Source organism: Streptomyces sp. NPDC002537 (genome assembly GCF_053594975.1).
Genome location: NZ_JBSFWT010000020.1, coordinates 55,878 through 74,799, shown reverse-complemented (window position 1 = coordinate 74,799; position 18,922 = coordinate 55,878). Strand labels below are relative to the sequence as shown.

Annotated in this window: 15 protein-coding genes; 2 read left to right on the top strand and 13 right to left on the bottom strand. The window is 71.5% G+C overall.

Annotation, left to right across the window (positions count from 1 at the left end):
* Positions 1-150: 150 nt before the first annotated feature.
* Positions 151-1,287, bottom strand: coding sequence for an adenosine deaminase (locus tag ACWD4A_RS12290; RefSeq protein ID WP_451192760.1), 1,137 nt, complete (start codon positions 1,285-1,287; stop codon positions 151-153).
* A 103-nt stretch (positions 1,288-1,390) separates the two neighbouring features.
* On the opposite strand from ACWD4A_RS12290, the gene ACWD4A_RS12285 reads away from it, so the two are divergent.
* Positions 1,391-2,170 carry an alpha/beta hydrolase gene (locus ACWD4A_RS12285; RefSeq protein WP_451192759.1) on the top strand — a complete coding sequence of 260 codons (780 nt, stop codon included), beginning with the start codon at positions 1,391-1,393 and terminating at the stop codon, positions 2,168-2,170.
* 230 nt (positions 2,171-2,400) lie between these two features.
* Here the strand turns inward: ACWD4A_RS12285 and ACWD4A_RS12280 are convergent, their stop codons facing one another.
* Positions 2,401-3,438 carry a LysR substrate-binding domain-containing protein gene (locus ACWD4A_RS12280; RefSeq protein ID WP_451192758.1) on the bottom strand — a complete coding sequence of 346 codons (1,038 nt, stop codon included), beginning with the start codon at positions 3,436-3,438 and terminating at the stop codon, positions 2,401-2,403.
* A gap of 35 nt (positions 3,439-3,473) precedes the next feature.
* Between ACWD4A_RS12280 and ACWD4A_RS12275 the strand changes: the two genes are divergently transcribed.
* A complete protein-coding gene (locus tag ACWD4A_RS12275) occupies positions 3,474-4,778 on the top strand; it encodes an MFS transporter (protein ID WP_451192756.1) in 1,305 nt (434 codons plus the stop codon).
* A gap of 76 nt (positions 4,779-4,854) precedes the next feature.
* Here ACWD4A_RS12275 and ACWD4A_RS12270 read toward each other — a convergent pair whose 3' ends face one another.
* From ACWD4A_RS12270 to ACWD4A_RS12220, 11 genes are all read right to left on the bottom strand, one after another.
* Positions 4,855-6,138 (bottom strand): thymidine phosphorylase, encoded by a 1,284-nt coding sequence (locus ACWD4A_RS12270; RefSeq protein ID WP_451192754.1) that lies wholly within the window; start codon positions 6,136-6,138, stop codon positions 4,855-4,857.
* Positions 6,139-6,261: 123 nt separating this feature from the next.
* Entirely contained in the window at positions 6,262-6,657 is a 396-nt protein-coding gene (locus ACWD4A_RS12265; RefSeq protein ID WP_451192752.1) for a cytidine deaminase, read from the bottom strand.
* Positions 6,654-7,940, bottom strand: a complete 1,287-nt coding sequence (locus ACWD4A_RS12260) for an ABC transporter permease (protein WP_451192750.1) — start codon at positions 7,938-7,940, stop codon at positions 6,654-6,656. The genes ACWD4A_RS12265 and ACWD4A_RS12260 overlap by 4 nt, the downstream gene beginning before the upstream one ends.
* On the bottom strand, positions 7,937-9,043 hold the full coding sequence (locus ACWD4A_RS12255; protein ID WP_451192836.1) for an ABC transporter permease: 1,107 nt from the start codon (positions 9,041-9,043) through the stop codon (positions 7,937-7,939). The genes ACWD4A_RS12260 and ACWD4A_RS12255 overlap by 4 nt, the downstream gene beginning before the upstream one ends.
* Before the next feature lie 5 nt (positions 9,044-9,048).
* Positions 9,049-10,668 carry an ABC transporter ATP-binding protein gene (locus ACWD4A_RS12250; protein ID WP_451192747.1) on the bottom strand — a complete coding sequence of 540 codons (1,620 nt, stop codon included), beginning with the start codon at positions 10,666-10,668 and terminating at the stop codon, positions 9,049-9,051.
* 287 nt (positions 10,669-10,955) lie between these two features.
* Positions 10,956-11,981, bottom strand: a complete 1,026-nt coding sequence (locus ACWD4A_RS12245; RefSeq protein WP_451192744.1) for a BMP family lipoprotein — start codon at positions 11,979-11,981, stop codon at positions 10,956-10,958.
* Positions 11,982-12,274: 293 nt separating this feature from the next.
* Positions 12,275-13,519 carry an amidohydrolase gene (locus ACWD4A_RS12240; protein WP_451192834.1) on the bottom strand — a complete coding sequence of 415 codons (1,245 nt, stop codon included), beginning with the start codon at positions 13,517-13,519 and terminating at the stop codon, positions 12,275-12,277.
* A gap of 113 nt (positions 13,520-13,632) precedes the next feature.
* Positions 13,633-14,877 carry a hypothetical protein gene (locus ACWD4A_RS12235; RefSeq protein ID WP_451192742.1) on the bottom strand — a complete coding sequence of 415 codons (1,245 nt, stop codon included), beginning with the start codon at positions 14,875-14,877 and terminating at the stop codon, positions 13,633-13,635.
* An 11-nt stretch (positions 14,878-14,888) separates the two neighbouring features.
* On the bottom strand, positions 14,889-15,809 hold the full coding sequence (locus ACWD4A_RS12230; RefSeq protein WP_451192740.1) for an N-acetylneuraminate synthase family protein: 921 nt from the start codon (positions 15,807-15,809) through the stop codon (positions 14,889-14,891).
* Between the two features lie 29 nt (positions 15,810-15,838).
* Complete coding sequence (locus tag ACWD4A_RS12225) at positions 15,839-17,368, bottom strand: cytidylyltransferase domain-containing protein (RefSeq protein WP_451192737.1); 1,530 nt, start codon at positions 17,366-17,368, stop codon at positions 15,839-15,841.
* 32 nt (positions 17,369-17,400) lie between these two features.
* Positions 17,401-18,765: a DUF6716 putative glycosyltransferase gene (locus tag ACWD4A_RS12220; protein ID WP_451192735.1), complete on the bottom strand. Its 1,365-nt coding sequence runs from the start codon at positions 18,763-18,765 to the stop codon at positions 17,401-17,403.
* Positions 18,766-18,922 lie beyond the last annotated feature (157 nt).

Below are 18,922 nucleotides of genomic sequence, written 5' to 3'. Positions count from 1 at the left end.
GACGGGGGAATTTTGAGAGGGCACTGCAACCTAGTCACGAGATCCGGGGAGCCGCAATGAATGACACGGCCGGGACCTGAAGTCCCGGCCGTGTCCACGCTGTTCCCCGTGGTTTCACCGTCGGTTGCGACGGCAAAGAGAATTGGCTGGTCAGGCGGTCTCCGTCATCGTCTGCCGGAACAGCCATTGCGACTTCAGCTCGGCATATCCCGGCTTGATCACGTCATTGATCATCGCGAGACGTTCATCGAATGGGATGAACGCCGACTTCATTCCGTTGACGGTGAACCAGAGCATGTCGTCCAGGGTGTATCCGAACGCCTTGACCAGGTGCTCGAATTCGCGGCTCATACTGGTGCCGCTCATCAGACGATTGTCGGTGTTCACCGTGACCCGGAAGTGGAGCCTGCGGAGCAGGCTGATCGGGTGTTCCTCGTAGGAGACGGCGGCCCCGGTCTGGAGGTTCGAGGTCGGGCACATCTCCAGCGGAATGCGCTTGTCCCGTACGTACGACGCCAGCCGGCCCAGCTTGACCGTGCCGTCCTCGGCGATCTCGATGTCATCGATGATGCGCACACCGTGCCCGAGCCGGTCCGCGCCGCACCACTGCAGGGCCTGCCAGATGGACGGCAGGCCGAACGCCTCGCCGGCGTGGATGGTGAAGTGGTTGTTCTCGCGCTTGAGGTACTCGAAGGCGTCGAGGTGGCGGGTGGGCGGGAAGCCCGCCTCCGCGCCCGCGATGTCGAAGCCGACGACGCCCGAGTCGCGGTAGCGGTTGGCGAGTTCGGCGATCTCCAGGGCGCGGGCGGCGTGCCGCATGGCGGTGAGCAGGGCGCCCACGCGGATGCGGTGGCCGTTGGCGCGGGCCCGGCGCTCCCCCTCGCGGAAGCCCTCGTTCACCGCCTCGACGACCTCTTCGAGGGTGAGCCCGCCCTCCAGGTGCTGCTCGGGCGCGTACCGCACCTCGGCGTAGACGACGCCGTCCTCCGCCAGGTCCTCGGCGCACTCGGCGGCCACCCTGACCAGGGCGTCGCGGATCTGCATGACGGCGCAGGTGTGCGCGAAGGTCTCCAGGTAGCGCTCCAGCGAGCCGGAGTCGGCGGCCTCGCGGAACCAGACGCCCAGCTTGTCCGGGTCGGTCTCGGGCAGGCCGTCGTAGCCCGTCGCGCGGGCCAGGTCGACGATCGTGCCGGGGCGCAGTCCGCCGTCGAGGTGGTCGTGCAGCAGCACCTTGGGGGCGCGGCGGATCTGCTCGGGGGTCGGTTGAGAGGTGGTCTCGGTCGTCATTGCGGCACTCTAGCCCCTACGCGCGTAGATATCGGCGAACGATACGGAAAGGTGACCCATCGGCGGGGTGGACACCGCGCGGCGTTCTGCCATCGTTTCTGCCATGCCACAGCAAGCGCTGCCGCAGCGGGAACCCGAAGGCTCCGGAACGGGCGTTCCCCGCTTGGGAAAACCGCTCGGAACGGAGCATTCCGTGCATGGGGTGGCCCTGTTGCTGCCCGGCGGCCGGGCCTTCGGGACGCGGCCCCCGTCGGTCCTGGCACTGGCCGCGCAGCGGCCGCTCGCGCGCCGGCTCGCCCGCGCGGGCGAGCCGGAGGGGCTGGTCGCCCATGTCGTCCACTACCGCCACCGCGGCTGGAACGGCGCCGCGGCCGATCCGGTGCGGGACGCCCGGTGGGCGGCGGACGAGGCGGTGCGGCGCTACGGGGACGTGCCGGTCTGTCTGGTCGGTACGGACATGGGCGGCCGGGCCGCCCTGCGCGCCGCCGGGCATCCGGCCGTCATCTCCGTTCTGGCACTGGCCCCTTGGCTGCCGGAGCCCGATGCCGTGCTCGCCCCCGACCCGGTGCGGCAGCTCGCGGGGCGGCGGGTGCTGCTGGTGCACGGGACCAACGATGAGCGCACCGACCCCGATCTGTCGTTCCGGCTCGCCGAGCGGGCGAAGAAGGTGAACCGGGACGTGTGCCGCTTCGAGGTGCACTCGGACGGCCATGCGCTGCACCAGCACCGGGCCGAAGTGCTGGCGCTGGCCGTGGACTTCGTGCTGGGCTCGCTCTTCGGACGGCATTACGCGCGACCGGTGGCCGATGCGCTTGCGGCTCCGCCGCCTTTGGGGTTGCGTATGCCGCTTGCCTCCGGCTTCGGGGCGTCGTTGGGGTACTGACCGTTGCCGTCCGCGGGTTGTCTGCCGCCTGCGGCGGGGGCGGCCTGCGGCCGCGTCCTCAATCGCCGGACGGGCTGATTTTGCCGGCGTAGTCCGTAACCTGCGGGCCGCAAGCCTGCGGGCCGCAGGTCAAAGAGCCACGGTCCGCGCATCCAGCCCGTCCGGCGTTTGAGGACGCGCCCGAAGGGCGCTCCCGCCGCAGGCGGCCAACCGGCCCGCAGCAAATGGGCTCAACGCGGCAGCAGTTGCCCCCTCCGGGAGAGGAGGAAGCGTTTGAAGGCCGCTACCGGTGGGGTGTCGGGGTGGCCGTCCAGCCAGGCGACGCCGATCTCGCGGACCGCCCGCGGCGCGGTGACCGTGAGTTCGACGACTCCGGGCCGCGGCACCGCGGGCGGCGGCAGCAGACCGACGCCGAGGCCCGCGGCCACGAGGCCGCGCAGCGTCTCGGGGTCCTCGCCCTCGAAGGCGACCTTCGGCGTGAACCCCGCCTCGGCGCAGAGCGCGTCGGTGATCCGGCGCAGCCCGTAGCCGGGTTCGAGGGTGACGAAGAGCTCCGCGGCCGCCTCCGCGAGGCGCACCCGTTTGCGTCCGGCGAGCGGGTGGTCGTCGGGGACGACGAGGCGCAGCTTCTGCTCGTCGAGGCGGCGGGCGGCCAGGTCAGGGACGTCGGGCAGCGGCGAGGTGAGGCACAGGTCGAGGTCGCCGAAGCGCAGCCGTTCCAGCATGGCCTCGCCGTAGCCCTGGACGAGCTGGAACCGTACCCGCGGATGGTCGGCGCGGAAGGCGCGGATCAGCTCGGGCACGGTCTCGGAGCCCAGCGTGTGCAGGAAGCCGAAGGCGACCTTCCCGGCGGTGGGGTCGGCGTCGGCCCGTACGGACTCGGCGGCGCGGTCGACCTCCGCCAGGGCCCGTTCCACGGAGGCGAGGAACGTGCGGCCCGCCGCGGTGAGGGAGACCGTACGGCCGTGGCGGGCGAACAGCGCGACGCCCAGGTCCTGTTCGACGCGCGCCATCGAGCGGCTGAGCGTGGACTGCGGCATCTCCAACTGCTGTGCGGCGCGGGTGACGTGCTCGTGCCGGGCGACGGCGACGAACTGCGCGAGCCGCGGGGTGAGGGTGGCCGCCCAGGAATCCGCCTTGATGTCAGGAGTGTCGGGTGTTACCGAGTTGTCAAAAATCCGGGTCACGCTTTCATTGCCGGTCGGTGACAGAGGCGCCCCTGGCCTGCGATCATGCTGCACAGGATCGATTATCGCGTTTTTGTGCATTGGACGCATGAGCGTGGTGTGCATACGGTCGGGACATGTCTCCTGCCGATACCGGGGCATCCGTCGTCACCGCGCGTTCGGGTGCCTCCGCACTGTCGTCCCCCGCTCCTTCCTCTGCCGATGACAACAAGCTGGTGCCCGGCGGGCCCGGCTACCGCAGGACGAGCCTCGCGCTCTTCGCCGCGGGTGTCGCCACCTTCGCCCTGCTCTACTCCACGCAGGCGCTGCTTCCCGCGATCTCCGACGACCTCGGGGTGACGCCGGATCAGGCGAGTTGGACCGTCTCCGCCGCGACCGGCGCGCTCGCCGTCGCCGTCGTCCCGCTGAGCGCGCTCTCGGAGCGCTTCGGACGGCGGACGATGATGACCGTCTCCCTGTGTGTGGCCGCCCTGGTGGCCCTGCTGGTGCCGTTCGCCCCGAACCTGGGCTCGCTGGTGGCGCTGCGCGCCGTCCAGGGCGCGGCGCTGGCGGGGCTGCCCGCCTCCGCGATGGCGTACCTCGCGGAGGAAGTGCGCGCCAGGGCGCTGGTCGGTGCGATCGGTCTGTTCGTGGCAGGCAACAGTATCGGCGGCATGTCCGGCCGTATCGTCGCCGGCTGGGCGGCGCAGGCGTGGGGCTGGCGGGCCGGGCTCGGCGCGGTGGGCGTGCTGGCGGTGGTGTGCGCGGTGGCCTTCCGGCTGCTGATCCCCAAGGCGCGGCACTTCACGCCGGCCGCGGTGTCGCCGCGCGCGCTGGCCCGTACGGTCGGCGGGCACCTCGCGGATCCGCTGCTGCGGCGGCTGTACGCGATCGGCGCGCTGTTCATGACCGTCTTCGGCGCGGTGTACACGGTGATCGGCTTCCGGCTGGCGGAGGCGCCGTTCTCCCTGCCGCAGGGGGTCGTGGGCTCGATCTTCCTCGTCTACCTGGTCGGTACGGTCTCGTCGGCCGCGGCCGGGAAGCTGGTCGGCAGGCTGGGGCGGCGCGGGGCGCTGTACCTGGCGATGGGCACGACCACGCTGGGGCTGCTGCTCTCGCTCACGGATTCGCTGGCCGCGGTGCTGGCGGGGCTGGTCCTCATCACGGCGGGCTTCTTCGCGGGGCACGCGGTGGCGTCGTCCTCGGTCAGCCGCACGGCGAGGACGGGGCGGGCCCAGGCGTCGGCGCTCTACCAGACGGCGTACTACCTGGGGAGTTCGCTGGGCGGCACGCTGGGCGCTGTCGCGTATCGCAGTGCCGGGTGGGACGGGACGGTGGTGCTCGGCCTGCTGGCCATGCTGGCCGCGGGTTCGGTCACGCTGTACGCGACGCGGCAGGCGCTCGTGGAGCGCCGTTCACCGGCCGCGGTGGCTCGCCGATAGGGGGCCAGGAACCCGAAGGGCCCGCTCCCCCACCTGTCCTGGTGGGAGCGGGCCCTTCGGCGTGCCGGACGCGGAGTTACGCGATGCGGTCCAGCACGATCGGGTTCGGCGTGAAGGCCGTGCCCTCCGGGGAGATCTCGACGCCGCCGTCCAGCGCGGACAGGGCGTAGTCGAACTTCTCCGGGGTGTCCGTGTGGAGGGTCAGCAGCGGCTGGCCCGCCGTGACGGTGTCGCCCGGCTTGGCGTGCATCTCGATGCCCGCGCCCGCCTGGACGGCGTCCTCCTTGCGGGCCCGCCCCGCGCCGAGGCGCCAGGCGGCGACGCCGACGGCGTAGGCGTCGAGGGCGGTGAGGACACCGGTGGCGGTGGCGGTGACGACGTGCTGCTCGCGGGCGACCGGGAGGGTCGCGTCCGGGTCGCCGCCCTGGGCCTGGATCATGCGGCGCCAGTGGTCCATCGCGGAGCCGTCCTTGAGCGCCTTGGCCGGGTCGGCGTCCGGCAGGCCCGCCGCGGTGAGCATCTCGCGCGCCAGGGCGAGGGTCAGCTCGACGACGTCGGCCGGGCCGCCGCCCGCCAGGACCTCGACGGACTCGCGGACCTCGAGCGCGTTGCCCGCGGTCAGGCCCAGCGGGGTGGACATGTCGGTGAGCAGGGCGACGGTCCTGACGCCGTGGTCGGTGCCCAGGCCGACCATCGTGGAGGCGAGCTCCCGCGCGTCGGCGATGTTCTTCATGAAGGCGCCGGAGCCGACCTTGACGTCGAGCACGAGCGAGCCCGTACCCTCGGCGATCTTCTTGGACATGATGGACGAGGCGATCAGCGGGATCGCCTCCACCGTGCCGGTGACGTCGCGCAGCGCGTACAGCTTCTTGTCGGCCGGGGCCAGGCCGTCGCCCGCGGCGCAGATGACGGAGCCGACGTCGCGCAGGACCCGCATCATCTCGTCGTTCGACAGCAGCGCGCGCCAGCCGGGGATGGACTCCAGCTTGTCGAGCGTGCCACCGGTGTGGCCGAGGCCGCGGCCGGACAGCTGCGGCACGGCCGCGCCGCAGGCGGCGACGAGCGGGGCCAGCGGCAGCGTGATCTTGTCGCCGACGCCGCCGGTGGAGTGCTTGTCCGCCGTGGGCAGCGGGAGCGAGGAGAAGTCCATGCGCTCGCCGGACTTGATCATCGCGGCGGTCCAGCGGGCGATCTCGGCACGGTCCATGCCGTTGAGCAGGATGGCCATCGCGAGCGCGGACATCTGCTCGTCGGCGACCTCGCCGCGCGTGTACGCGTCGATGACCCAGTCGATCTGCTCGTCGGTCAGTCGACCGCGGTCGCGCTTGGCGCGGATCACGGAAATGGCGTCCATCAGCACATTTTCCTTAAGTTCGTGCGTCCTCAGTCTTCCCGGGGCCGGAAAGTGACCCGGAGGGGCTTCCGCAAAAAGCCCCTCCTGGGGGCACCGCCCAGCGTTAGCTGGGGGAGCTTAGGGACATCTTCAACGATTCAGGTCGGCGGGCCCAAACGCATCGGGCAGCAGCTCCGCCAGCGGGCGGATGCCCGTGGTCGTGTCGACCGCGAGTTCCGGGCCGCCGTGCTCCCACAAAAGCTGGCGGCAGCGGCCGCACGGCATGAGGACATTGCCCTTGCGGTCGCAACAGGTGAAGGCCGTCAGACGGCCGCCGCCGGAGGAGAACAGGGCGGAGACAAGCCCGCATTCGGCGCACAGGGCGACACCGTAGGCGGCGTTCTCCACATTGCATCCGGTGACGACACGGCCGTCGTCGACGAGCGCCGCGGCGCCCACGGGGAAGTCGGAGTACGGGGCGTAGGCCCGGGACATCGCGTCCCGGGCCTGCGACCGCAGCTCCTCCCAGTCGATGGGGGAGGTCACTTTCCTTGACCCTTCCGGTAGGGCTTGCCGTTCGCCTTCGGCATCCGCAGGCGCTGCGCGGACACCGACAGCACCAGCAGGGTGGCGACGTACGGGGTGGCGTCGACGAACTCGCCCGGCACGGCCTTGGTGAGCACGTACCAGACGACCAGCGCGGCGGCGAGGGCACCGGCGACGATCGCGACCCGGGGCTTGCCCGCCTTGAACCGCCAGGCGGCGAGGCCGACCAGCAGCACGGCGAGGAGCAGCAGCAGCGCGTGGACGGTCGTGCCGCCGGAGCGCAGCTGGAGGCTGTCCATGAAGCCGAACAGGCCGGCGCTCATCGCGACGCCGCCCGGCCGCCAGTTACCGGAGATCATGGTCGCGAGACCGATGTAGCCGCGGCCGCCGGTCTGGCCGTCGGAGTACATGTGCGTGCCGATCGCGAGGAACGCGCCGCCGAGGCCCGCGAGGGCGCCGGAGACGATCACGGCCACGTACTTGTACGTGTAGACGTTGACGCCGAGGGACTCGGCGGCGACCGGGCTCTCGCCGCAGGAGCGGAGGCGCAGGCCGAAGGCCGAGCGCCACAGCACGAAGAACGTGCCGACGAAGAGCAGCGCGGCGACGATCGTCAGCCAGGACACGTGGGTGACCAGGCCGTCGACGATGCCCGCGAGGTCCGAGACGAAGAACCAGTGGTGGTTCTCGACGCTGTTGAGCCAGTCGGACAGGCCCGGGATCGAGAAGTCGGGCATGTTCGGCATGACGGGCGACTGCTTGTCGTTGCCGCCCGCGAGCTGGGCGGCGCTGCCCTCCTTGCCGAAGGTCAGCTTGGCGAGGTACTGCGTGACGCCGAGCGCCAGGATGTTGATGGCGACACCGGAGATGATGTGGTCGGCGCCGAAGGTGACGGTCGCGATCGCGTGCACGAGGCCGCCGAGCGCGCCGCCGACGACGCCGGCGAGGGCCGCGATCCAGGGGCCGTGCTGCCAGCCCATCCAGCCCGCGCAGAAGGTGCCGAGCATCATCATGCCTTCGAGGCCGATGTTGACGACGCCCGCGCGCTCGGCCCACAGACCGCCGAGACCGGCGAGACCGATCGGCACGGCCGCGGCGAGCGCGCCGCTGAACTGGCCGGAGGAGGTCAGGTCGTCGGCGCCGGTGATCGCGCGCAGCACGGCGAGCAGCAGCAGCGCTCCCGCGACGGCCAGCAGGACGACGGGGGTGGTGAGCCTCCGGCCGCCGGACTTGTTGTTGCCGCTCAGCGCGTTGCTGACCGCGGCCGTGAAGGTCGTGCTCACGCGGATACCTCCGCCTTGTCGCTCTTGCGGGCCTGTGCGGCGAGTTCCTCGCCGACCTTCCGCTGCTGGGTCTTGAGGCCGTAGCGGCGCACGACCTCGTAGGCGATGACGACGCAGAGGACGATGACGCCCTGGACCACGCCGACGATCTCCTGCGCGTATCCCTCGAACTCCAGCTGGGTGCTGGTGCGGTCCAGGAAGCCCCAGAGGAGGGCGGCCAGGGCCATGCCGATGGGGTGGTTGCGCCCGAGGAGCGCGATGGCGATACCGGTGAAGCCGATGCCGGCGGGGAAGTCGGTGCCGTAGTTGTACGAGACGCCGAGCAGGGTCGGCATGCCGACGAGGCCCGCGGTGGCGCCGGAGGTCACCATCGAGGTGATCACCATGCGCTTGACGTCGACGCCGCTGGCCTGGGCCGCGGTCTCGGACTGACCGACGGTGCGCAGGTCGAAGCCGAAGCGCGTGCGGTTGAGGACGAACCAGTAGCCGATGCCCACGACCACCGCGATGACCACGAAGCCGTAGACCGGCTTGGGCTGCGTCGGGAACTCGAAGAAGTGGGCGGAGTCCGGCAGGAAGGGCGTGTGGATCATGTTGCCCTCCTTCTTGGCGAGCCGCCCGTCCTGGAGGAAGTAACCGATGATCGAGCCCGCGATGGCGTTGAGCATGATCGTGCTGATCACCTCGTTGACGCCGCGGGTCACCTTCAGCAGACCGGCGATGCCGGACCAGAGCGCGCCCACGACCATCGCGACGATGATGATGACGGGGATCTGCACGATGCCCGGCATCGTCATGGCGCCGCCGACGACCGCGGCGAAGAACGCCGCGATGCGGTACTGGCCGTCCACACCGATGTTGAAGAGGTTCATCCGGAAGCCGATGGCGACGGCCAGCGCGGACAGGTAGTACGGGACCGCCTTGTTGATGATCCAGACCTGGGAGTCGCTCTTCGACCCGTAGTCGATCATCACCTGGTAGGCGTGGAAGGGATCCTTGCCGGTCACCCCGATGATCACCGACGTGATGGCCACGGCTGCCACGATGGCCAGCACCGGCGCGGCGAGACCCAGGACGAGCTTGTCCCGGTCGGCCTTCTTCATGATGCTCACTTGCCGTCGCCCCCTTCCTCTTCCTCGCGCGCGTCTGCCGACGCGTCGTCTTCCTGTGCTGCTTCCTGTGCTGCCTCCTGCGCCGTTTCCGCTGCGCCCGCCTCGTGTTCGAGGTGACCGCTGGCGGCACCCGTCATCGCGGAGCCGAGCTCCTCCGGTGTGACGCTCGCGGGGGCGGCGTCGGCGACCAGGCGGCCGCGGAACATCACCCGCAGGGTGTCGGAGAGCCCGATGAGCTCGTCCAGGTCGGCGGAGATCAGCAGCACCGCCAGGCCCTCGTGGCGCGCCTTGCGGATCTGGTCCCAGATCTGCGCCTGCGCACCGACGTCCACGCCCCGGGTGGGGTGCGCGGCGATGAGCAGCTTGGGCAGGTGGCTCATCTCGCGGCCGACGATCAGCTTCTGCTGGTTGCCGCCGGACAGGGAGGCCGCGGTGACCTCGATGCCGGGGGTGCGCACGTCGTACTCGCGGACGATGCGCTCGGTGTCGGCGCGGGCGGCCTTGAGGTCGAGGAGCGCGCCCTTGCTGTTGGGCGCCTCGGTGACGTGCCCGAGGATGCGGTTCTCCCACAGCGGGGCTTCCAGCAGCAGGCCGTGGCGGTGGCGGTCCTCGGGGATGTAGCCGATGCCGTCCTCGCGCCGCTTGCGCGTGGGCACGTGGCTGATGTCGGTGCCGTCGAGGGTCACGGTGCCCCCGTCGGGGTCGCGCATGCCCATGACGGCCTCGACCAGCTCGGCCTGCCCGTTGCCCTCCACACCCGCGATGCCGAGGACCTCGCCCTTGTGGATGGTGAAGGAGATGCCGTCGAGCACGGCGCGCATGACGCCGTCGGGGTCGGTGGCCGACAGGTGCAGCCCGTCGACGGTGAGCATCGGGGTGTCGGTCACCGTGGACTCACGGGTCTCGGGCGAGGGCAGTTCCTCGCCGACCATCAGCTCGGCCAGTTGCTTGGGCGTGGTCTCGCTGGGCACCGCGGTGCCGACGGTGGTGCCGCGGCGGATCACGGTGATGTCGTCGGCGACGGAGAGCACCTCGCCGAGCTTGTGCGAGATGAAGATGACCGTCAGGCCCTCCGCCTTGAGCTCGCGGAGGTTGTCGAAGAGCGCGTCGACCTCCTGCGGGACGAGGACGGCGGTGGGCTCGTCGAGGATCAGCGTGCGGGCGCCGCGGTAGAGGACCTTGAGGATCTCCACTCGCTGGCGGTCGGCGACACCGAGGTCCTCGACCAGGGCGTCGGGACGGACGCCGAGCCCGTAGGCGTCGGAGATCTCCTTGATCTTCGCCTTGGCCTTGCCGCCGATGCCGTGGAGCTTCTCGGCGCCGAGGACGACGTTCTCCAGCACGGTGAGGTTGTCGGCGAGCATGAAGTGCTGGTGCACCATGCCGATGCCGCGGGCGATCGCGTCGGCCGGGGAGTGCAGGGACACCTGCTCCCCGTCGAGGGTGATGGTGCCCTCGTCCGGCTTCTGCATGCCGTAGAGGATCTTCATCAGGGTCGACTTGCCCGCGCCGTTCTCGCCGCAGAGGGCGTGGACGGTGCCGCGGCGGACCGTCAGGTGGATGTCGTGGTTGGCGACGACTCCGGGGAACCGCTTGGTGATACCCGCGAGTTCCACCGCTGGTGCAGTGGTGCCGCTGGGTTCTGTGGACGCTTTGATGGCGCACTCTCCTCGGGGAAGGGAGCGGGAGGAACCGGGCCGGCCGTGCGGGGATCGGGCGGGCTCCGGGGGAGGGCGGCGCCGACGCTACACGCGTCAACGGTTAGCTACGCGCGTAGCGTTGGCAAGAGGCGTCCCGTCCTGCGGACGGGACGCACGGTGAGGCCCGGCGGCGGGGAGGCCTTCCCCACCGCCGGGCCCGTGACCTGTCGGGACCGGTTCGCACCGGCCCCCGGGTCACGGGTTCAGCTGGTCTTGACCGTGATCTTGCCGTCCACGATGTTCTTCTTGGCTTCCTCGATCTGCGACTTGATGTCGTCGATGAAGCCGCCCGAGGTGGCCAGCGACACGCCGTTGTCCTTCAGGAGGTACTTGCGCTCACCGGTGAACGGCTTGCCGTCCTGGACGCTCTTGATGAAGTCGAAGACCGCCACGTCGACGTTCTTCACGACCGAGGTGAGGATGGAGTTCTTGTACTTCTCCAGGCCGGGCTGCTGGTACTGGTCGGAGTCGACGCCGATCGCCCAGGTGCCCTTCTTCTCGGAGATGGCCTCGATGGAGCCGTTGCCGGACAGGCCGGCCGCCGAGTAGATCACGTCGATGCCCTGGTCGAGCATGCCCTTGGCCTTCTCCTTGGCGGAGGCCGGGTCGTTGAAGCCCTTGTCGGTGCTCGACAGGTAGTCGGAGCGGACCTCGATCTTGGAGTCGGTGTCCTTGGCGCCCTGCTCGAAGCCGGCCTGGAACTTCTGGATCAGCGCGTTCTGCGTGGCGCCGATGAAGCCGACCTTCTTGGTCTTGGACTTCAGCGCGGCGGCCACACCGGCCAGGTAGGAGCCCTCCTGCTCGCCGAAGGTGATGCTCTCGACGTTCGGGCCCGCGGCGACCGAGTCGACGACCGCGAAGCTGGTCTTCGGGAAGTCCTTCGCGACCTTCTCGATCGAGTTCTTGTAGTTGAAGCCCACGCCGATGACCGGGTTGTAGCCCTTGTCGGCGAGCGAGCTGAGGCGCTGCTCGCGCTCCGCCTCGGTCTCGCCGTTCTTGGCGGTCATCATCTTGCCGTCGACCTTGAGCTCCTTCATAGCTTTGTCCAGGCCACGGGCCGCGGACTCGTTGAAGGAGTGGTCGTCACGACCGCCGACGTCGAAGGCGAGACCGACGCCCTTGTCCTTGCCCCCACCGGATTCGGTCGAGGACTCACCACAGGCGGTGAGAGTGAATGCGAGAGCCGCGGTGGTAACACCCGCGACAGTGATTGTGGATACCCGGCGCACGAAGGGCCCCTTCACTCGAAGCGCCTCCGTCGGCGCTGGTTCGCGGGCATCGTAACGCGCGTAGATGGAGATAAAAGGGGTGCTTCAAAGCCGTTATCGGACCGATGCGAACGATTCTTGACCCGATTGCCGAACGATTGGTCGCGAACCCCCGGGAAATACGCCCGTAACGCCCGGAAAACCCCGCCGGACGGCCCGCGGACCGCTCCGAGATCCCCGGGCGACCCCTTGGAGGATCGCCCAAAGGCTTTGTTGCCTGAGGTACTTAAGGCATGGTGCCTAAGGCATGACGTCTAAGGCATGCGGCCGTCGAGCAGCGCGGCGGCGGTGAAGAGCTCCACCCCGGACTCGATCGCCCCCTCGTCCACGTCGAAGTCGCCACGGTGCAGATCGCGCCGGGTGTTGTCGCCCACCGGGCGGACGCCGAGGCGGGCCATGGCGCCGGGGACGTGCTCCAGGTACCAGGAGAAGTCCTCGCCGCCGAGACTCTGCTCGGTGTCCTCGACCGAGTGCGGTCCGCGGCGTGCCGTCATGGAGCGCCGCAGCAGCTCGGTGACCTCGGGGTCGTTGATGACCGGGGGCACCCCGCGGACGTAGTTGATCTCCGACTTGGCGCGGTGCAGCGTGGCGACCTCGTCGATCGCGGCGTGCAGCAGGTCCGGGGCGTCCCGCCAGGCGTGCAGGTCCAGGCAGCGGACGGTGCCGGAGAGCTCGGCGTGCTGCGGGATGACGTTGCAGGCGTGCCCGGCCTCCATCCGTCCCCAGGTGACGGAGAGGCCGGAGCGGGCGTCGACGCGGCGCGCGAGGACGGCGGGCACGTCGGTGGCCACCCGGGCGACGGCGGTCACCAGGTCGGTGGTGAAGTGCGGGCGCGCGGTGTGGCCGCCGGGACCGTCGAGCGAGACCTCCAGCCGGTCGCAGGCCGAGGTGATCGCGCCGTGCCGCAGGCCGATGCGGCCGACCTCGACCTTGGGGTCGCAGTGCACCGCGATGATCCGGCCCACCCCGTCCAGCGCGCCGCACTCGATGGCGTCCAGGGCTCCGCCGGGCAGCACCTCCTCGGCGGGCTGGAAGATCAGCCGGACCGGGTGCGGCAGCTCGCCCCGCTCGGCGAGCCCGGCGAGGACGAGACCCGCGCCGAGGACGACGGTGGTGTGCACGTCGTGGCCGCAGGCGTGCGCCATTCTGGGGACGGTCGAGCGGTACGGGACCGTCTTGGTGTCCGGGATGGGCAGCGCGTCCAGGTCGGCGCGGAAGGCGAGCATGCCCCGGGCCGTGGTGGTGTGATGCCCGGCCTCCGCGAAGAGGTCCCGTCCGATGTCGCAGAAGAGCCCGGTGCCGGTGGAGAGGGTGCGGGGCTTGAGGCCCGCCTTCTCCAGCCTCGCTTTGACCGCCGCGGTGGTCCGGAACTCACGGTTCCCGAGCTCCGGGTGCATGTGCAAGTCCCGGCGGAACGCGATGAGTTCGGCGCGCAGTGCGGCCGGGAGCGCACCGGGCAGGCTGCTGTCGGCGGTGTCGGGGTCGGCGGGCGGAGGCATCAGATGGTTCACGCACTGAAGGGTAGAGCCCTCACCCCCGCAACTGCCCCCAGATCTAGAAAAGTTCAGCCGCATGGATGGGTCGCGGGGCGGGTAGGAGATTTATTTAAGGCTCAGGGGGCGCTCATCGGCATGACCGGAAGTCGTCGCACATCAGGGGCGGTGTCGGTCACCTCGGAGAGAAAGCCCCGGGCCCGGGGCGAGGCCCCCTCGGTGAGCCATACGGGGTCGATGTCGCAGACGGCGACGGTGACACCGGTCCCGGCGAGGGCCAGCGGCAGGGTGTGCACCACGGTGGAGGGGAAGCTGAGCACCGTGCGGCCGATGGGGCCCCGACGGGCGATCAGCTCCAGGGGCAGCTCGGGCCGTACGACCTCCAGGCCGGTGCGGTCCCGCACGCGGCGCAGCTTGTCGGCGTTCTCCCTGCGGTGCGCGAAGTAGCGGGTGGCGCCGTGGGTACGGGCCAGTCCGGCGACCGCGTCCAGGTAGCGTTCCGGGTCGACGACGCCGGTCTCGACCAGCGAGGTGCCGACGAGGTCGGTGCCGCGGGTGAGCCGGGGCGGGCCGAAGGCGGCCCGGGTCCAGGCGAAGTCGTTGGCCGTGACGGTCACCCCGGGCGGGGGCTCGACGGGCATCGAGGTGAACACCGCAACCGTCCGGCGGTCGTTCGGCGTGAGCCGACGGCGCGCGGAAGCGGAGACCGGCGCGAACGCAAGATCACGCGCCCCGTGGCTGCCGCGCCGGTGCCACCGTACGAGGCGTTCCCCACGGGCGAGTTGGGCGACGAACTCCATGGTGGCGGTGCCGTCGTCGACGACGACCAGCTCGGGGGCCCGAGTGATCGTCAGTAGCAGTTGCACATAACGCGAGAAGGGATCTCCGATGACGACGCGCCCCGCCCTGCGGAGCGGCCCGGCGAGCGTGCCGATCGTCTGCACCGGGGCGCCCGGCCCGCCCCGCGCCTCCTCCCAGCGCACCTGGTGGCCCTGGTCCCGGGCGAGCTCCGCCATGCGGCGCAGCTGACCCCGGGTCATGGGGTCGTGCGGGGCCAGGACCACGATCACGAGGCCGGTGTCCGCGGGCCGTATCGGGGCCGGGTCGCGGGCCGGGTCGCGCTCCGGTTCACGGGCCGGCCCACCGGCGGGTTCACGGGCCGGTTCGCGGGCGGGTTCACGGGCCGGTTCGCGGGCCGGTTCGCGGTTCCGGGGCTGGCGCGGGATGCCGTCGCGGAGCGGCCGGGCCGCGGGCTCGTCCCCGCGGCCGCCGTGCGCGTACGCCCATTCGAGGACGTTGAGGAGTTGCACCGGGCTCTCGACGAAGGCGAGGGTGCGGGCGGACGGCCCGGCGGGCGCGGTCACCTCAGGGCCCGTCAGACCGCTGCGGGTTCGCGGTCGACGCCCTCGGCGACGGCGCCGGCGACACGGCGCAGTTTCCGCATCGGCCCCAGTTCGCTCTCGTACACCTTCTTCACCCCGTCCCCGAGGGCCTCCTCGACGACGCGGATGTCGCGCACGAGCCGCTGGAGGCCGCCCGGTTCGACGGACGCGGCCTGGTCGGAGCCCCACATGGCCCGGTCGAGGGTGATGTGCCGCTCGACGAAGGTGGCGCCGAGGGCGACGGCGGCCAGGGTGGTCTGGAGGCCGGTCTCGTGGCCGGAGTAGCCGATCGGCACATTGGGGTACTCCGCCTGGAGGGTGTGGATCACCCGGAGGTTGAGCTCGGCGGCCTTGGCGGGGTAGGTCGAGGTGGCGTGGCAGAGCAGGATGTTGTCGCTGCCGAGCACCTCGACGGCGTGCCGGATCTGCCGCGGGGTGGACATGCCGGTGGAGAGGACGACCGTGCGGCCGGTGCCGCGCAGGGCGCGGAGCAGTTCGTCGTCGGTGAGCGAGGCGGAGGCGACCTTGTGGGCGGGGACGTCGAACTTCTCCAGGAAGGCGACGGCCTCGGTGTCCCAGGGCGAGGCGAACCAGTCGATGCCGCGCTCGCGGCAGTGCTCGTCGATCCGGCGGTACTCCTCCTCACCGAACTCCACGCGGTGGCGGTAGTCGATGTAGCGCATCCGGCCCCAGGGGGTGTCGCGTTCGACGTCCCACTGGTCGCGGGGGGTGCAGAGCTCGGGGGTGCGCTTCTGGAACTTCACGGCGTCGCAGCCCGCGTCGGCGGCGGCGTCGATGAGGGCGAAGGCGTTGCCGAGGTCGCCGTTGTGGTTGATGCCGATCTCGCCCGTGATGTAGACGGGGTGGCCGGGGCCTGCGGTCCGGTTGCCGAAGGTGCGGGTGCGCGGGGTCATTCGGGGCGGTTCCTTAAGGGGCTCGGAGATCAGAGGGTGGGGCCGAGGAGCCAGGAGGCGATCTCGCGGAGTGCTCCGCTGCCGCCCGGTGCGGAGGTCACGGCGCGGGCGGCGCCGCGCACGGAGTCGTGGGCGTCCGCGACGGCGACGGGCCAGCCGACCAGTCCGAAGCAGGGCAGGTCGTTGACGTCGTTGCCGACGTAGAGGACGCGGTCGGGGGCGACGGCGTGGTCGTCGCACCACTGCTTGAGCGCCCGGTCCTTGCGGTCGATGCCGTGCAGTACGGGCACCTTGAGCTTGCGGCCGCGCGCGGCGACCACGGCGTTGGTCTCGGTGGACAGGATGAGCAGCGCCAGCCCGGCACGGCGCAGGGCGGCGACGCCGAGGCCGTCGCCGCGGTGCACGGCGACGAGTTCCCTGCCGTCGGAGTCGATGAGGACCCGGTCGTCGGTCTGGGTGCCGTCGAAGTCCATGACGACGGCGTCGACGTCCGCCAGGCCCGGCAGGGCTGCGGCGGCGGGCCCGTCGAGCAGCGGCGCGAGGGCGCGGGCGCGGGCGAGGTCGTGCGGGTCGTCGATCTCCAGCACGCGGGCGGGGTCGGTCCGCACGAGCTCGGTACGCCCGAAGAACCGGTGCCGGTGCGCGCGGAATCCTTCCGCGCGCATGGCGTACGCGGCCCCGGTCTCGAGCAGATCCTCGGGCCGGTCCTGCCGCCGGGGGCGATGGCTCTTGTCGTGGTTGACGCCGTGCCCGCCGCTCCGCGGGGGGACGGGTGCGGGCGGCTCGCCGTGGTCGGCGGACCCTGCCGGGGGCAAGCCCCCGGCCCCCCAATCCGGGGCTCCGCCCCGACCCCCGGAACCGCGCTGCCGTGCGGTGTCCTCAATCGCCGGACGGGCTTGGCCAGGCAGCGCGGCCACGCGATCCAGCCCGTCCGGCGATTGAGGACGCGGCCGCAGGCCGCTGGGGGTCCGGGGGTCTCCCCCGGTTTCGGGAAGGGGCGGGGCTGGGGAAAAGCCCCCGGCAGGGCCCGCAGCCAAGGTGCCGCCCTCCCCGGCAGGGGCACCGGCAGGGGCACCGGCAGGGGCACCGGCAGGGGCACCGGCAGGGGCACCGGCAGGGGAATCCCGCCACACGAAGCCGTGGAACGGCGCCACGGTCAGCGCCGTATCCGCCCCCTGCTCGACCACCGCCGCCGCAACCCCGTCCACATCGGCAGCCGTCAGAAAAGGACTGGTGCACTGCACCAGAACCGCAACGGCAACCCGCCGCCCGCACATGGCCTCATACGCCTCCATCGCATGCAGCACCGCCGCCTCGCTCGACGCCGTGTCCCCCGCGATGGCCGGAGGCCGCTGCACCACCACCGCCCCGGCCCCCCGCGCCGTGGCCGCGATCCCGGCGTCGTCCGTGGAGACGACCACGTCGGTGACCAGCCGCGCCGCCCGGCACTCCCGTACCGCGCGGGCGACGAGCGGCACTCCCCCGACCGGTGCGAGGTTCTTGGCGGGCACGCCCTTCGACCCCCCGCGGGCGGGGATGACGGCGAGAACAACGGACATGGCGGCCCCTTCCGTTCCTTCCACAGAACGACTCACAGCTCCCCCAGCCGCCGGATCACCGGCGCCACCCGCTGCACACCGTGCCGGTACGCCCCCCGGGCGGCCTCCCGTACGGCCCGCCGCACGGCGCCCGGTTCGCCGGGTTCCCGGACGGCGCCCGGCAGGGGCCGCCCGTCCGGGTCGAGGCCGTGGCGGGCGAGGACGCCGGGGAGGTAGCCGGGCGCCGTCGCGCGCGTGTAGTACGGCGCGAGTGGGGGGAGCGCGGGGCGGGCGACGAGCCCGGCGACGAGCCTGCGCGCCGCGTCGTGGACGGTGCCGTGGGCGTACGGGCCGACGGCGGCGACGCCTTGGCGCGCGACCCACTCCGCGTCCGCCTCGGGGAGCTCCCCGGCGTCGAGCCGGTCCCAGGAGGCGAGGCAGCCGGATCCGAGGAAGTGGTGGTTACCGAGCGCCTCGCGGACGCCGAGGTCGGTGAGGACGGCCGTGGGGACGCCCCGGTGGAGTGACTCCAGGGCGGCGGTGGAGCTGACGGTGACCAGGAGGTCGGTGCGGTCGAGGACCTCGCCCATGTGCCCATACACGAGGCGGCAGTTGGGCGGCAGCCCGCCCGAGATCCTCGTCGCCAGTTTCTGGTACGGGAGTTCCTCGATGTGCGTGGTGTGCTCGCCGGGCTTGCTGCGGAGCTTGATGAGGACGTCGCGCGTGGGGTGCAGCCGGGCGTGCCGCACCGCGCGGCCCAGCAGGTACGTCCGGTCGGCGCGGCTCTCCGGCACGGAGGGCTGGGCGGCGAACACCACGGTGAACGGCCGGGGTTCGGCCCCGACAGCGCCTCCCGGGAAACCCCCTGGGGCACCAGCACCCCCGGCATCGGCTCCGGTCGCCTCGGAGAGGAACGGCAGCGCCCATTCCGTCACACTGTCCGCAGCCGCCCCTGCCCCCTCGTAGACCTCGCGGAAACGCGCCACGTCCTGAGGGGAGTTGGCGAGGACGATGTCCGCGCCGTGCCGGAGGAGGAGGCCGTCGGCGAGCTTCTCGTAGACGACGCCCACATAGCCGGTGACGACGACGGGCCGGCGGGCCGCTGTCCCCCATGCGTGCGCCAGCCCGTGGAGTGCGGCCTGTACGGCGCCTCCGACGCAGGCCAGGACGACGATGTCGTACCGTTCGCGGTCGGCCGTGCGGACGAACTCGACGGCCGTGATCTCGCGGAGCGTCTCCGCGCGCACGCCGACCTCGGCGAGCTGCCGGACCGTCGGCGTCGCGCGGCCCCTCAGCAGCAGGCCGTCGAGCCGGGCGTGCGGCGCGAGGCGGTGCGCGGTGAGGGCGCCCCATTTCCACCGGGTGTCGGAATCGGCGAGCACGGCGATCCGCGGTGGCGATTCGGTACGTGATGGCACACGGAAGACGATAGAAATGCATTCCGTTTTGCTGCCCAACGTGAGCGCAACAACCGGTAAACAGCACACCGACGGTCGGCGAATCAGCCCGGCGCCGCGGCGGGTTCATCGTTCCGCCGTGCTTCGTTCACCTTCGCGCCCGCCCCTCGTCAAGACG